Annotated in this window: 1 protein-coding gene; it reads right to left on the bottom strand. The window is 53.4% G+C overall.

Annotation, left to right across the window (positions count from 1 at the left end):
- Window positions 1-467: 467 nt before the first annotated feature.
- Window positions 468-16,778: an amino acid adenylation domain-containing protein gene (locus tag ACUN2T_RS09710; RefSeq protein ID WP_445497289.1), complete on the bottom strand. Its 16,311-nt coding sequence runs from the start codon at window positions 16,776-16,778 to the stop codon at window positions 468-470.
- Window positions 16,779-17,336: the final 558 nt, after the last annotated feature.

Below are 17,336 nucleotides of genomic sequence, written 5' to 3'. Positions count from 1 at the left end.
TTAAACCTGATACATATAGATGAGAAGAATAAATAAATAATTATTCATTAATAACGCCAGAAATTTATCTACTTAAATGTAAAATAAAATTTGACGGAATTTAATTTTGCAAAAACCGGGGTAAATCTATAATCAAAATAACAAAATAAGTGAACAATATGACGATAACCTAATACAAAATTAACTATCTTGCCAAGAAGATTAGCGGTGTCTGAACTTTGTTAGATTTCAGGTAATAACAGCATCACTTACCTGATCAGATTATTTGTAAAAATTGATCGAATCTAGCCTTATCCTAATGATTTACTTGGGTAGAGAAACCGATAAAAGGCTATCCGAAGACAATTATTTATGGGCATAATTCCTTTCCTTATTCTGTTTTAACACAGAAACAATCCGGTATAAATAATGTATACCGGATTATCACACCAACGTTAAATTATTTAATATTTCTTAATATATCAGTATTATAGTGTCTCCTCATCACACTGCATTGCCAACGCCCTATTCAGAGCCTGAGCTAAAGCGATTCTATGTTCCTTATTCTCCATCAAACTCGCATGGTTACCCGGAACAGCAATCAACTGAAGTAAAGAGTCAGGCATTACCCGCCCCCAACCTAACGATGGATCCATGGTTAAAGGCTTCAGTTCTTCATCCGCAACAAAAGGATTAGGAGGGGAAAGTTCCATCGCATAAAACTGATGCAGCGTTACCGCTAATGCCTGCGGCTCATACTCTTCGACTATTTGTATATAATGCTCCCCCTGCTCCCAACGTTTTGCGACTAAATCAGGGCGCAGACTGGCGGGATATAACGCCAATTCCTGTGCCGCTTCAATAAATTGCACCAAATTCAGCTCATCAATTCGCCGGTACAGTGCCACAACCGCATCTGTGTGTTCCTCCCCAAACTGCTTTACTAACGCGGCAAAGAACAGATGGTTGAGTTGCACAGGCTCCTCGCTGACATCATGAGGCGCTGGCGTATCAATCAACCCCAAGAAGTTAACCGTCTCCCCGGCATGTAAAAGCCACTGGGCAACGGCATAAGCCAATATGCCGCCGGAAGAGTAACCCGCTAGCCGGTACGGACCTGCCGGTTGAACCGCTTTCATCAAGTTGATCATTCTGGCCGCATGTTCTTCCATCGTCGACATCGGTTCTTCACTGATGGATGGCCAGGGCAACGTATAAACCGGATAGTCTGACCGGATATGTTGAGCCAGCCCGTAAACATAGGAATAATCTTCCATTCCACTGGGCACAAAGAACAATGGCAGTTCCGTTCCACCCGGTCGCACCGATATGGCGCTGGTCTGCGGCTGAGACAGCAAATCTGAGGTAATTTTTGCCGCCAATTCGGACAACACCGGGAATTGGAACAAGGCATTCAATGTACAAATCAAACCCTGGCTGGCAACAAGATTGACCATTCGAATGGCAAGCAGTGAATGACCGCCCAGCGCGAAGAAGTTGTCATGCCGGCTGACCTGTTCAATCCCCAGCAATTCACGCCAAATGTCCGCCAATGCGATTTCAGTTTCTCCTCGCGGTGCGGCGTAAACCTGACGGGCAACCGCTTTTTCGTCCGGTGCGGGTAATCCCCGGCGATCCAGCTTACCGTTCCGGGTCAGCGGGAAAGCATCCAGCCTGACAAATGCTGGCGGTATCATATATTCGGGTAATCGGGTTGACAGATGCGAACGCAAATGTTGAGCCAGTTCTTCCTCATCATCCGCGACCACATAAGCAACCAGACGCTTATCCTCCCCTTTACCATCAGTGACCACCAATGACTCCCGAACGGAAGGGTATTCCATCAGACGCGCTTCTATTTCTCCGGGCTCTATACGGAATCCCCGGATTTTCACCTGCTGATCATTGCGCCCCACATAAACCAAGTTACCCTCCGGCAGATAACGGGCAAGGTCACCTGTCCGATACATGCGGGCACCCGGGATCACTGAGAATGGGTCATCCAGGAAACGCTCTGCGGTCAGATCCGGCCTGTTCAAATAACCCCGCGCGATACCCGCCCCGCCGATATAGAGTTCACCTACCGCGCCCTGCGGCACTGGCTGACCCCGTGCATCAAGCAGGTAGATACGCGTATTGTTTATTGGACGGCCGATCGGGATCTCTTCCCCTTGATAATCAGGTGGGCAATGCCATGACATGACCGCAACAGTGGCTTCAGTTGGGCCATAAATATTAAAGGTGTTATACCTGCCCGCTAACGATTGCAATAGCGCAGAACCCAGTGCTTCCCCGGCAAGTATCAAGGTTAAATGCGTTTGTAACGGGGGGAGTTCATGGGCATTCTGAAGGACAGCCGGCGGCAAAGTCAGATGCGTAATGCGCTGTTCATCCAGATAATGCCACAAGGCATTCCTGTCATAGCGAACATCGTCTGACAGAATATGGAGGGCAGCGCCCGCGCCATAAGCCATCACAATATCCGCAACGCTGGCGTCAAAACTCATGGAAGCAAATTGCAAAACCCGGCTATCCGGTTTAACACCTAAGCGATCAATATGGTCGATTGCCAAATTTATTACGCCACGATGTTCCACCATCACGCCTTTGGGCACACCGGTGGTACCCGAGGTATAAATCACATAAGCCAGCTGTCTTGAATTCAGTGATAATACTTGCGGGTTGCTGTCCGGTTGCACCCAATCAGTATCCGGTTCTAATACCTTCAACCCTTTCAGTGCATCCTGACCCAAAGCTGTACGCCCCATCGCATCCGCCACCACCATGACAGGAGTAGCATCACTTAAAATCCCACTCAAACGGTCACCTGAATAGGCAGGATCCAGCGGGACGTAAGCACCTCCGGCCTTCAATATAGCCAGCAACCCTATCATCATTGACGCAGAACGGGAGACACAAAGCGCAACACGTTGCTCCGGTATCACCCCCTGTGCAATAAGCTCGTGAGCCAACCGGTTTGCCCGTCTGTTCAGTTCAGCATAGCTCAGTGTCTCAGCTCCACACACAAGCGCTGTTGCATTCGGTGTCCTTTGCACCTGCTGTTCAAATAACTGATGAATACACAACGGGTCAGGATAGGCGGTTTCCGTGGCGTTCCAGGTTTCCAGCAACAACCTGCGCTCTGCCGGGGCCAAAATATCGATTTCCCCAACCGGCTGTTGAGGATGAACCACCATCGCTTGCAGTACCGTGTGTAGATACCCCACATAGCGCTCGATTGTCTGTTGATCAAACAGGGCTGTGGCATAACCCAGAGATCCCACAATCCTGCCATTCTCTTCAGACAGTTCCAATTCTAGATCAAACTTAACTGTGTCTGTTTCAAGAACAGAATCAATAAGCGAAACAGCCAACTCTGGCAGTTCCCATTCCGGGCTCTCATTGTTCTGCCAGGCAAACATCACCTGGAACAACGGGGTATGCGCCAACCGGCGCGGTGGCTGCACAATTTCCACCACCTGTTCAAACGGCAGGTCCTGATGCGCCTGTGCCGCCAAGGCGGTTTGCCGCACACGCGCCAACAATTCAATGACATCCGGCGCACCCGATAAATCAATACGTAACGCCAGCGTATTCACAAAGAACCCGATCAGCGGTTCCACTTCCTGGTGACTGCGGCCCGCACTCGGTGTGCCGATAACCAGATCTTCCTGACCTGACAGACGCGACAGGACCATCGCCCAAGCTGACAACAGGGTCATGAATAACGTCACACCCTGCTGTTCGCTCAGGTGCTTAAGAGATGCTGTTAATTCCGCATCCAGATCGATGAACATAACCCCCCCAGTAAACGACTGCTGAGGCGGACGGGGCCGATCAGTGGGTAAATCCAGCAGCACCGGCGCGTCAGCCAGCATGGTACGCCAATAGTCCGATTGCGCCTGAACTCGTTCAACCGACAGCCACTGACGTTGCCAGGCGGCGTAATCAGGATATTGAATCGCCAGCGGTGGCAACGGTGCCGGTTGCCCGGCCAGAAAAGCCGTATAGAGCGTACTCAATTCACTTATCAGCACACCGACAGACCAGCCGTCTGACACAATGTGATGCTGGGTAAGCAGAAACCGGTATTCGTCATCGGAGATCCGGATAAGCGAAGCACGGATAAGCGGGCCATGACTGAGATCAAATGACGTACTGGCTTCCCCGATGCTCAGGTGTTCAAGCCTTGTTTCGGCATCCGGTATCCCACGCAGGTCATACTGAGACAACGGCACCCCACTGTCCGCCGCCAACAGTTGCACTTGTGGCTGACCGTCAACCGAAACGAAAACGGAACGCAACGCTTCATGACGGGCAAACAACGTGTCGAGCGCCTGCTGCCAGGCCACGATATCCAGCTGACCACACAAGCGCAGTGCCATCGAGAGATGATAAATATCACTGACCCCCTCAAACTGCGCCAGGAACCACAGGCGCTGTTGAGCAAATGACAACGGTAACTCACCCTCACGGGATATCGGCAGGATGGAAGGTAATACCTTATGCTGCTCATCAAACCGGGCACGCATTACCCCAGCAAAGGCCATTAAAGTGGACGCTTCAAACAATACGCTCAGTGGCAGTTCGATACCCAGCAGCGCTATCCGGTTCATCATCCGTACCGCCAATAGCGAATGACCGCCCAACGCAAAGAAGTTATCATGCCGGCTGATCTGTTCAATCCCCAGGACTTCACACCAGATAGCCGCCAGCGCAATTTCAACTTCCCCTTGCGGCGCTTCATAGACCTGACGGGCAAAGGCTTCCTCATCTGGTGCCGGTAATGCCCGACGATCCTGCTTGCCATTCGGGGTCTGCGGGAAGGACTCCAGACGCACAAAGGCCGCCGGTATCATATAGTCAGGTAAAATTGCACTCAGGTGTTCACGCAAACGAGCAACTAACCCGTCGGTCGCTGCCGCCACGACATAAGCCACCAGACGTTTATCCTGCCCATCTTCCCGCACCAGTACCGCTGCCTCTTGTACCGCCGGGTATTCCAGTAACCGGGTTTCAATTTCACCCAGCTCAATACGGAAGCCGCGGATTTTCACCTGCTGGTCGTTACGGCCCAGGAATGCCAGATCACCGTCGGGCAGATAACGCGCCAAATCCCCAGTCCGGTACATCCGCGCACCCGCTAACGGGCTAAAAGGATCCAGTATAAAACGCTCTGCGCTCAATTCCGGCTGATTAAGATAGCCACGTGCCACCCCAACGCCGCCAATATACATTTCACCAATGCAGCCTAATGGCACCGGTTGACCATATTGGTCCAGCAGGTAGATGCAGGTATTTTTTACTGGCCGGCCAATAGAGCTATCATCCCCAGGGGATAACACCGCCTTACAGGTCGCAGTCACGGTATTTTCCGTCGGGCCATACGTATTTAATAACCGTGGGCGGTAAGTTTCTTGTATAAACCACACCTGAATAGCTCTCTTCTGTACCGCTTCACCCCCAATAATGATTAACTTGATACAATCCGGCAACGGTGATGCTTTGTCTCGGGCCACCAATTCAGACCAGAATAACGTCGGCAGAGATATGACCGTAATACGGTTTTGTCGAAGTAAGGTGATAAATTCCTGCATCGAAGTCAGCCAGCTATCATCACGGATAACCAGCGTCGCGCCATTGCATAATGACGAGAACAATTCTTCCACTGAAACATCAAAAGAAAAAGAAGCAAATTGCAGCACCCGGTCTTGCGCCGTGACAGCGTAGGTCTCATTAAAACCCAGATACCGTTGATAAATCGCCTGATGCTCTACCATCACCCCTTTCGGCTGCCCGGTTGAGCCTGAGGTGTAAATCACATACGCCAGATGCTGTGGCGTCAACGCCGGGACCTGCGGGTTGCTGTCCGGCAAGTCTGGCAGGGTATTCGGGTCCAGTACCGTCAGCCCGGCCAGCGCGGCTTCGCCCAGCGCAGCCCGGCCAACCGCATCAGCCAATACCACCGCCGGGGCGGTATCATTCAGAATATACGCCAGACGTTCCCCTGGGTAGGTTGAATCCAGCGGCACATAGGCCCCGCCGGCTTTCAGTACCGCCAGCAATCCCACCACCATCGCCGGAGAGCGTTCCACACAAATCGCCACCGGCTGGTCGGGTGTCACCCCCAACGCAATCAATTGATGGGCCAGCCGGTTGGCGCAGGCATTTAATTCGCCATAACTGAAGGTCTGCGCTTGATACGCCAGTGCCGTCGCCTCCGGAGCCCGCGCCACCTGTTGCTCAAACAGCTGATGAATACATAACGCCTCAGGATACGGCGTTTCTGTCTCATTCCAGGTTTCCAGCAACAGCGTGCGTTCCGTTTCCGGCAGGATGTTCAATGCGCGTACTGGTGTTTCCGGTGCCTGCTCAAGGGCCGCCACCAGACTCTCCAGCGCCTGCTGCATATAACCGCATATCCTGTCCGGATCAAACGGCTGCACTGCACTAGCCGTCAGCCCCAAAGTGGAACCCCCGTCCTCCACCGACAACCCAAAGGGATAGTTAGTGCTCTCCTGTCCGCCCAGGAATTCAATCCCGGCCATCGTTTCATTCAGCGGATCCTGTTGATCATTATGTCGATAGTTCAGCAGGGCACTAAAGAGAGGCGTACCACTGGCAACCCCACTGCAACGCTGGGCCAGCGCCAGTGAAGCATGCTCATGCGCCAGCAACCCGGCCAGCCGTAAATGGGCCGCCCGCACGCTGTCCCGTACCGGGGTATCATCAATATCCAGCCGCAACGGCAGGGTATTGATAAACAGCCCCATGCCACTGTCAGCCCCTTCTCCCGCCGCCATGCGCCCAAACAGCACGGTACCAAACACCACTTTCTCCTGACCACTGGTATGGGATAACACCTGTGCCCAGGCCAGATGACACAGCGCCGCCAGACTGACACCCAAATGCCGGGCCTGATAGCGAAGACGGTCATTTAACCCGGTCGTCAGCATCCGGTAGGATCCCATCTCCTGAGATCCATCATGATGCACGTTCGCCAGCCCAAACGGCAACGTGGGTTCAGCCACCGCCGCCAACATGTTAGTAAAGAAGTGGGTATGTTCCTCCTGACTGATACCCAACCGGGCCTGCGCCACCAGATTGCGGAACGGCACCGGCGCAGGCAGGCCGTCTTCCTGACCTGTCAGACACGCCTGGACTTCGCGATTCATCACATCCAGTGTGGTATGGTCACCAATCAGGTGATGCAGCAATTCCAGTAAAAGCCAGCGGCCATCGGTCTCCTGCGCCACCACAAAGCGCAATAACGGCGCTTTCCCCAAGTCGAGACGATGATGACGCGGATCAAAACGTCGGGTTAACTGATCACTGATTGAACCGTCAGCCGGATTTAATGTCAGTTCAGTCACCGACAATTGGGCCTGACGCCAGACGACCTGCGCCGGCACTGACAATCCTTGCCAGATAAAGGCGGTACGCAGAATATCGTGGCGATCAACCATCTGTTGTACCGCAGCCAAATAACGGTCCAACAGAGGCCGGTCAGCAAAGACCATCTGGCTGACTAACAAATAGGGATCCCCTTCGTTTGCCAGTAAGTGGTGAAACAAAATACCATCCTGCAACGGTGACAGGGCATAGATATCCTGAAGATTCGCCATCCCACCCGGTACCTGTTCAATGATGCTGTCAATCTCAGGCTGAGTCAGATCAATCAGCGGCAACATCGCCGGGGTGAGTGTCGTCGTTTCTGGTGTAATCACATTAGCCGGCACCATCACCGCGTGATGCCGCCCCAACGTTTGGGCCAACGCCGATAATACCGGCGACTGGAACAAATCACGCGCTGTCAGGGTCAATCCCTGATGACGCAGGCGTTCAATCATTCGTACCGCGAGCAGTGAATGCCCCCCCAGGGCAAAGAAGCTGTCATGCCGGCTGACCTGTTCAACCCCCAATAATTCACGCCAAATAACCGACAGGGCGATTTCTGTTTCGCCTTGCGGTGGCGCGTAAACCTGACGGGCAACAGCTTCACCATCCGGTGCCGGTAGCGCACGACGATCCAGTTTACCGTTCGGCGTCAATGGAAACGCCGCCAGACGCACAAAGGCCGACGGCACCATATAATCAGGCAAAACGGTACTCAGGTAGGCACGCAGGCTGTTCATCAGCCCCTCATCCGCTGGTGCCACTACATAGGCCACCAGCCGTTTATCCTCCCCTTCCCCCCATACCAACACAGCAACCTCACGCACCGCCGGATGTTCGGCCAACCGGGCCTCAATTTCCCCCGGTTCAATCCGGAAACCACGGATTTTCACCTGCTGATCGTTGCGGCCCAGAAACTCCAGATTGCCGTCCGGCAGATAACGCGCCAAGTCCCCGGTGCGGTACATGCGTGCATCCGGATTGTCACTGAACGGATCAACCAAGAAACATTTGGCGGTCAATTCAGGACGATTAAGATAACCACAAGCAACCCCATCACCCCCGACATAAATCTCCCCGACCACTCCCAACGGCACCGGCCGACCATACGCATCCAGCAAATAAACCCGCGTGTTGGCTACCGGTCGGCCAATAGGGATACGGATCGCTCCCTGTGCTAATGCCGTGATACGGTATGTCGCCGTAAAGGTAGTGCCTTCACTCGGCCCATAGCCATTCAATAACTGTTGTGGCGGACTCGTGCTCAATACCTGCCCGATAACATGGGGATCAAGGGCATCGCCCCCGACAATCAGGAGCTTTATTTGCGGAAGAACCGGAGACAGCTCCGCCGCCAATTGGTTAAACAGCCCAACACTCAGCCACAGCACGGTCATTCGCTGCACCCGTAGAACTTGTACAAACTCCAGCGGTGTCAGCAAAGTGACATGATCAACCACCACTAATGCGCCACCATTGAGCAACGGAGCCCAGACTTCAAACGTGCTGGCATCGAAAACCGGGTTAGCGGCAAAGGCCACCCGATCACCCGGTCCAATTTCGGCGTAGCCATTATTGATGACCAGCCGGGCCACCGCACGATGGGGTACCACCACGCCTTTGGGCATACCGGTTGAGCCAGAGGTGTACATAATATATGCTGACTCAGCACTGGAACGCGGTAAGCTAGGGTTGATGTCATCTTCCCCGCTGCCCAGGTCTGTCTCACCAAAGAGACGCAACAGGGGAACAGTCAGGTTAGCCGGAATATTTGCCCGTGTATCGGTGAGCAGCAATTTGGTTGAACAATCGCTTATCAGCCAGTTTTTCCGTTCATCCGGCACCCTGGGATCAATCGGCACATAAACGCCGCCAGCTTTAAGAATAGCTAATTGGGCCACCACCAGTTCCACCGATCGCTCTAACAGGAGCGCAACAGGGTCACCGGGATAAACTCCTTGTTCGATCAACTGACGAGCCAATCGGTTAGCACAGGCATTCAGTTCCCTATAGCTCAGCGTCTTCTCTCCCGCTACCAGTGCCGTTGCTTCTGGGGTTTTCGCCACCTGCTGTTCAAACAACTGATGAATACACAACGCATCAGGATACACGGTTTCCGTGGCGTTCCAGGTTTTTAACAGCAACGTACGTTCCGCTTCCGGCAAGGTTTCCAATACCCGAACAGGCATATCCGGGGCTTGCTCCAAGGCCGCCACCAGACTTTCCAGTGCCTGCTGCATATAACCGTATATCCTTTCCGGATCAAACGGTTGCACTACCTGAGCCGTCAGCCCCAGGGATTCAGCAAAATCCTCCACCGACAGCACAAACGGATAGTTGGTCCGTTCCTGTTCACTCAGGAATTCAATCCCATCCATCGTTTCATCCAACGGATCCGGTTGAACATTATGTCGATAGTTCAACAGAGCACTAAAGAGGGGCGTACCGCGGGTAATCCCACTGCACCGCTGGGCCAGTGCCAGTGACGCATGTTCATGCGCTAATAATCCGGCCAGTCGGGTATGGGCGGCCTGTACGCTGTCCCGTACCGGCGTCTCGTCGATATCCAGTTGCAACGGCAAAGTATTAATAAACAGCCCCATCCCATTGTCGGCGCTGTCCCCTGCCTGCATACGCCCAAACAATACCGTGCCGAACACCACTTTCTCCTGCCCGCTGGTACGCGACAACACCTGCGCCCAGGCCAGATGACACAGGGCCGCCAGACTGACCCCCAAACGCCGGGCCTGACTGCGCAGACGATCATTCAGCTCAGGTGCCAGCATCCGGTGAAATTCCGTCACCTGTGAGCCGTCGCGGTGCACTTCTGCCAGCCCGAATGGCAGCGTTGGTTCATCTACCGCCGCCAGCATGTCGGTAAAGAAACGGGTATGCGCTTCCTGACTTACGCCCAACCGGGCCTGCGCCACCAAATTACGGAAAGGAACCGGCGCAGGCAGGCTATCCGCCTGATCCCTAAGGTGTGCCTGGACTTCGCGGTGCATCACTTCCATCGTTTCATGGTCGCCAATCAGGTGATGCAGCAATTGCAGGGCAATCCAGCGGCCATCGGTCTCCTGCGCCACCACAAAGCGCAATAACGGCGCTTCCCCCAAGTCGAGACGATGATGATGCGGATCAAAACGCCGGGTTAACTGGTCACTCACCGGACCGTCAACCGGGTTCAGTGTCAACTCCGTCACCGACAATTGGGCCTGACGCCAGACCACCTGCGCCGGTACTGACAATCCTTGCCAGATAAAAGCCGTGCGTAAAATATCGTGCCGATCAACCGTCCGTTGAACTGCGGCCAGATAACGATCTAACAGAGACCGGTCAGTAAAGGCCATCAAACCCGTCAACAGATACGGATCCCCTTCGTTTGCCAGTAAGTGGTGGAATAAAATACCGTCCTGCAACGGCGACAGGGCATAGATATCCTGAATATTGGCAATCCCGCCCGGCACCTGTTCAACGATACGGTCAATCTCAGTCTGAGTCAGATCAATCAGTGGCAACATCGCCGGCGTCAGGGTCGTGTCTGCCGGGGTGATGACGTTAGGCGGCACGGTCACCGCCTGATGCTGTCCCAGTGACCGGGCCAGTTCAAACAGTACCGGAAACTGGAACAGATCACGCGCCGTCAGTGTCAATCCCAGGTGACGCAGGCGTTCAACCATCCGTATCGCGAGCAGCGAATGCCCCCCCAGGGCAAAGAAACTGTCATGCCGGCTAACCTGTTCAATCCCCAGTAATTCACACCAAATCGCCGCCAGGGCAATTTCCGTTTCGCCTTGAGGCGCTTCGTAAACTTGATAAGCAAAGGCTTCATTGTCCGGGGCCGGCAATGCCCGGCGATCCAATTTACCGTTCGGCGTCAGCGGAAATGCATCCAGACGCACAAAGGCGGACGGCACCATATAGTCAGGTAAAATGGCACTCAGGTGGGCACGCAGGCTGTTCACCAGCCCGTCATCCGCTGGTGCCACCACATAGGCCACCAGCCGTTTATCCGGCCCTTCCCCTTGAGCCAGCACAGCAACTTCATGCACCGTTGGATGTTCTGCCAGACACGCCTCAATTTCCCCCGGTTCAATGCGGAAACCGCGGATTTTCACCTGCTGATCATTACGGCTCAGGAATTCCAGATTACCGTCCGGCAGATAACGCGCCAAATCCCCGCTCCGGTACATACGCGCATTCGGGTTATCACTGAATGGATCAACCAGGAAACGTTCGGCGGTTAACTCAGGGCGATTGAAATAACCCTGAGCAACGCCATCGCCTCCGACATAAATCTCACCGATCACACCCGGCGGTACCGGCTGCTCATAGGCATCCAGCAGATAAACCCGCGTATTCGCGATTGGCCGGCCAATCGGAATGCGGGTTACGCCCTGTGCTAACGCCACGATAGGGTATATCGTGGTAAAGGTGGTTCCCTCACTCGGGCCATAGGCCTGCAATAATTGTTGCGGTGGACGATTATCCAGAACCTGAGCAATCACATGTAAATCAGGAATATCTCCCCCGAAAATCAGGATCTTAATCTGCGGAAACACCGGGGACAACTCTGCCGCCAACCGGTTAAACAGCCCGATAGTCAGCCACAATACCGTGATGCGGTGCGTCTGGAAAGCCGGTACCAACTCCTGTGGTGTCAGCAACGTGGCATGGTCGATAACCACCAGCGCACCACCGTTGAGCAACGGGGCCCAGACTTCAAACGTGCTGGCATCGAAAGCCGGATTAGCCGTAAAGGCAACCCGATCATCCGGTCCAATTTCGGCATAACCATTATTGATGACCAGCCGGACCACCCCACGATGAGGCACCACCACGCCTTTGGGCATACCCGTCGAGCCGGAGGTATACATAATATATGCTGACCCGGCGCTGGAACGCGGTAAGCCGGGATTGATGTCATCTTCCTCGCTGCCCAGGTCTGTCTCATCAGATAAACGCAACAGCGAAACAGTCAGGTTAGCCGGAATATCCGCCCGTGTATCGGTGAGCAGCAACCTGGCTGAACAATCGCTTATCAGCCAGTTTTTCCGCTCATCCGGCACACTGGGATCTATCGGTACATAAACAGCCCCCACTTTGAGAATAGCCAACTGAGCCACCACCAGTTCTATCGATCGCTCTAACAGAATCGCCACATGGTCATCCGGGTGAATGCCCTGTTCGATCAACTGACGGGCCAGCCGATTCGCACTGGCATTCAGTTCCGTATAACTCAGAGTTTTATCTCCCGCTATCAGCGCCGTCGCCTTCGGAGTCTTCTCCACTTGCAGCTCAAATAACTGATGAATACATAATTGGTCAGGATACGCGGTTTCCGTGGCGTTCCAGGTCTTTAACAACAAGGTACGTTCCGCTTCCGGCAGGATTTCCAATGCCCGAACGGGCGTTTCCGGGGCTTGCTCCAAGGCTTCCACCAGACTTTCCAGCGCCTGCTGCATATAATCGCACAGGCTTTCCGGATCAAACGGTTGCACTACCTGAGCCGTCAGCCCCAGAGTGGTGGCACCGTCCTCTACCGACAGTACAAACGGATAGTTAGTCCGCTCCTGTTCACCCAGGAATTCAATCCCGGCCATCGTTTCATCCAGCGGATCCGGTTGAACATTATGTCGATAGTTCAGCAGGGCACTAAAGAGGGGTGTACCGCAGGCAACCCCACTGCACCGCTGGGCCAGCGCCAGTGACGCATGCTCATGCGCCAGCAACCCGGCCAGTCGCAGATGCACCGCCCGCACGCTGTCCCGTACCGGGGTCTCATCGATATCCAAACGTAACGGCAGGGTATTGATAAACAGCCCCATGCTACTGTCAGCCCCTTCTCCCACCGCCATACGCCCAAACAAGACGGTACCGAACACCACCTTCGCCTGACCACTGGTACACGACAACACTCGCGCCCAAGCCAGATGACACAGAGTAGCCAGACTGACACCCAAACGCCGGGCCTGACTGCGCAGACGATCATTCAACCCGGCGGTCAGCATCCGGTGGGATTCCGTCTTCTGAGATCCATCACGATGTATATCTGTCAGCCCGAACGGCAGCGTCGGCTCCTCCACCGCCGCCAGCATGTCGGTAAAGAAACGGGTATGCGCGGCCTGACTCACCCCCAACTGGGCCTCAGCCACCAGATTGCGGAAAGGAACCGGCGCAGGCAGGCGGTCTCCCTGCCCGGCAAAAAATGCCTGCACTTCACGGTGCATCACTTCCATTGTTTCATGATCGCCGATCAGGTGATGCTGTAACTCCAGTAAAAACCAGCGGCCATCGGTTTCCTGAGCAATAACAAAATGCAATAGCGGGGCCTGACGCAGATCAAGACGATAGTGATCCGGATCAAAACGTCGGGTTAACTGGTCAATGACCGGACCATCAGCCGGATCCAGCGTCAGTTCAGTCACTGGCAAGGTCGCCTGACGCCAAACCACCTGCGCCGGCACAGATAACCCTTCCCAGATAAAAGCAGTACGCAGAATGTCATGGCGATCAACCACCTGTTGCACCGCGTCCAGATAACGGTCCAGCAGAGCGCGGTTAGCAAAGGCCACCGGATAGAGCACCAGGTACGGGTCGCCTTCTTTTTCCAATATGTGGTGGAACAGGATACCGTCCTGCAACGGCGACAACGTATAGATATCCTGAATATTGGCGATCCCGCCCGGCACCTGGCCGACGATGTGGTCAATGTCAGGCTGCGTCAAATCAATCAGCGGCAACATCGTCGGTGTCAGCGCCGTAGTGGCCGGTGTAATGATATTCGGTGGTACTATCACGGCCTGATGCCGTCCCAACGTTTGCGCCAGTGCCGACAACACCGGCGACTGGAACAGATCACGCGCCGCCAGCGTCAACCCCTGGCTACGCAAGCGTTCAATCATCTGCACACCGAGCAGTGAATGACCGCCCAACGCAAAGAAGCTGTCATGCCGGCTGATCTGTTCAATCCCCAGTAACTCACGCCAGAGAGCCGCAATGGCGATCTCCGTCTCCCCCTGCGGGGCTTCATAAATCTGCCGGGCAACATCGTCTTCACCCGGCTCAGGCAACGCCCGGCGATCCAACTTGCCATTCGGGGTCTGCGGGAAGGACTCCAGACGCACAAAGGCGGCCGGTACCATATAGTCAGGTAAAATGGCACTCAGGTGGGCACGCAAATCGGATGCCAATCCCTCATTCGCTGCCGCCACCACATAGGCAACCAAACGTTTGCCCTGCTCCCCATCCAGCGCCAGCACCGCCGCTTCTTGTACCACCGAGTGTTCCAGTAACCGGGTTTCAATTTCCCCCAGCTCAATACGGAAACCGCGGATTTTCACCTGCTCGTCGTTACGGCCCAGGAATGACAAGTCACCGTCCGGCAAATAACGCGCCAAATCCCCAGAGCGGTACATCCGCGCACCGGCTACCGGGCTAAAAGGATCCAGTATAAAGCGCTCTGTGCTCAATGCCGGCCGGTTAAGATAACCGCGCGCCACCCCGACGCCGCCAATATACATTTCACCCACGCAGCCTAAGGGGACCGGTTGACCATATTGGTCCAGCAAATAGATGCGGGCATTTTTAGCCGGCCGGCCAATAGAATGCGCATCGGCGGGGGATAACACATCCTTATAGGTCACCGTCACGACATTTTCCGTCGGGCCATAACCGTTCAACAGCCGGGGCCGGTGGCCTTCCTGCCTGAACCAGTCCTGAATAGCGTTCTTTTTGACCGCCTCACCCCCAATGATGATGAGCCGGAGACAATCCGGTAGCGGTAACCCAGAATCTCTGGCCGCCAGTTCAGACCAGAACAGGGTCGGCAGCGATACCACCGTAATACGATATTGCCGGGTTAAAGTAATAAATTCCGCTATCGAAGCCAGCCAGCTGTCATCGCGAAGAACCAGCGTCGCGCCATTGCATAATGACGAGAAAAAATCTTCCACTGAAACATCAAACGCAAAAGCGGCAAATTGCAACAGTCGGTCTTGTGCCGTGACAGCGTAGGTCTCATTAAAACCCAGATACCGTTGATAAATCGCCTGATGCTCTACCATCACCCCTTTCGGCTGCCCGGTTGAACCGGAGGTGTAAATCACATACGCCAGATGCTGTGGCGTCAACGCCGGGACCTGCGGGTTGCTGTCCGGCCGGTCAGGCTGGATATTCGGGTCAAGTACCGTCAGCCCGGCCAGCGCCTCGTCACCTAACACCGCTAGGCCGGTTGCATCAGCCAGGACCACTGCCGGGGCCGTATCATTCAGGATATATACCAGACGCTCACCCGGATAAGTTGAGTCCAGCGGCACATAGGCCCCACCGGCTTTCAGTACCGCCAGCAAAGCCACCACCATCGCTGGAGAGCGTTCCACACAAATCGCCACCCGCTGATCCGGTGTGACGCCTAGCGCAATCAGTTGATGGGCCAGACGGTTGGCACGGGTATTCAACTCCGCATAACTGAGGATCTGCTCTTGATATTCTAACGCCGTGGCCTGCGGAACCAGCTCTACTTGTTGCTCAAACAGCTGATGGATACATAACGGATCAGGATAAGGGTTTTCTGTGGCGTTCCAAGTCTCCAGCAACAACCTGCGCTCAGCCTCCGGCAACACATTAAGCTGTCCGACAGGGATTTCCTCACCCTGCCTTTTTGACAAAGCCAGCACCTGCAAGTGTTCACTCATCCGCAGAACCACTTCCGCGTTCAACCGATTTTCGTCGTATATCCAGCGAAAACCGCCCTGGGCATTCACTTGGAGCGTTAGCAATTCACCGGATACCTTCTGCCCACTCTGTTTGTCATCCTGTATCATCGAGACGGCGATCTGCCACGGCCAGCGGGTTGTTAATACCGGCATAGCTTGCAATGAAGGAAAGCGAATAAGGAAATCATGACTAAATGTCTGGTGCCACACCAACTGTGCAAGCTCGTTTTCAATCCAATCAGCTACCGCCCTCCACGGCTTATCAAACGCCACCTCAACATCCATAGGCACCACCGGCGCCAAATCTGTCAGGTTATCGTTTGCTTTCACGCCCCAACCGATTTGGAATTCAGTCTGCTGAGTCAGGCGTGCAAGGTAAATGACAAATGTCTGCAACAGCGTTCGCAATGGATCCTCTTCCCCGTTTTTTGGCAACGGGGACTGCCAAAGACTCATTGCCCATCTGGGCTCCGCTTGCTCTCTGGCGGTCTCAAAAGGTAACTGAAGCGGTTGCAAAGCGGCAAGGCGCTCGTACCAGAATAATTCACTGAGTGTGAGTGCCTTGAGAATATTTTTTGTATTTTTAATCTGTGATGAGGCGTCATTTATGTTAGTTATATTTTCTGACGTCTGTGGAAAGAGTTCGGCGTTAAAAGCACTTCTTTCTTGAGCAATGCTATCTTTCATTTACTACTCCAACGAATCTACTAGAAATTTGAAAACTGTCATGACTGACAGCCGTCACCCGTATTTTTCTTACTTCTTACCCCAAAGAAATAAAAACGGATACATCTGACATCTCTTCAAAATACGCAAATACTGGATGCCATAGCCCGGTTAATCGCCATATCATTAACAACGCTACGATGCTAATTCCCTTGACAACGAAATAAATAATTCAATTTATAACCCGGAATAAAACATTCCATTTCCGCTCCTGTTTTTTAGATAAATTAGATTAATTCTCTATCATTTCCATTAGCTTATGATAAATCACACAATTAAAGACAAGCCAATTCCCTGCATTTATTATGCATATTTAACAAAAATATAACCTCAGGTTAAAAACAATAACACATGATATTGTCTTATAACAAAAAAACAGTACTGCCAGTGTAGACGCCATAAATAAATCCACACCAACTTAAGCACATTTCCTTATAAAAAAATTAAATTCCATCACCAAATAGAAATGTTATTTAAACCAATGCCACCAAGAAACAATTATAATTTATAATTAACTCC

This window comes from Photorhabdus machadonis (assembly GCF_052657765.1).
Note: the sequence above shows the minus strand (reverse complement) of the source record. Positions and strands in the feature narration are given on the sequence as shown.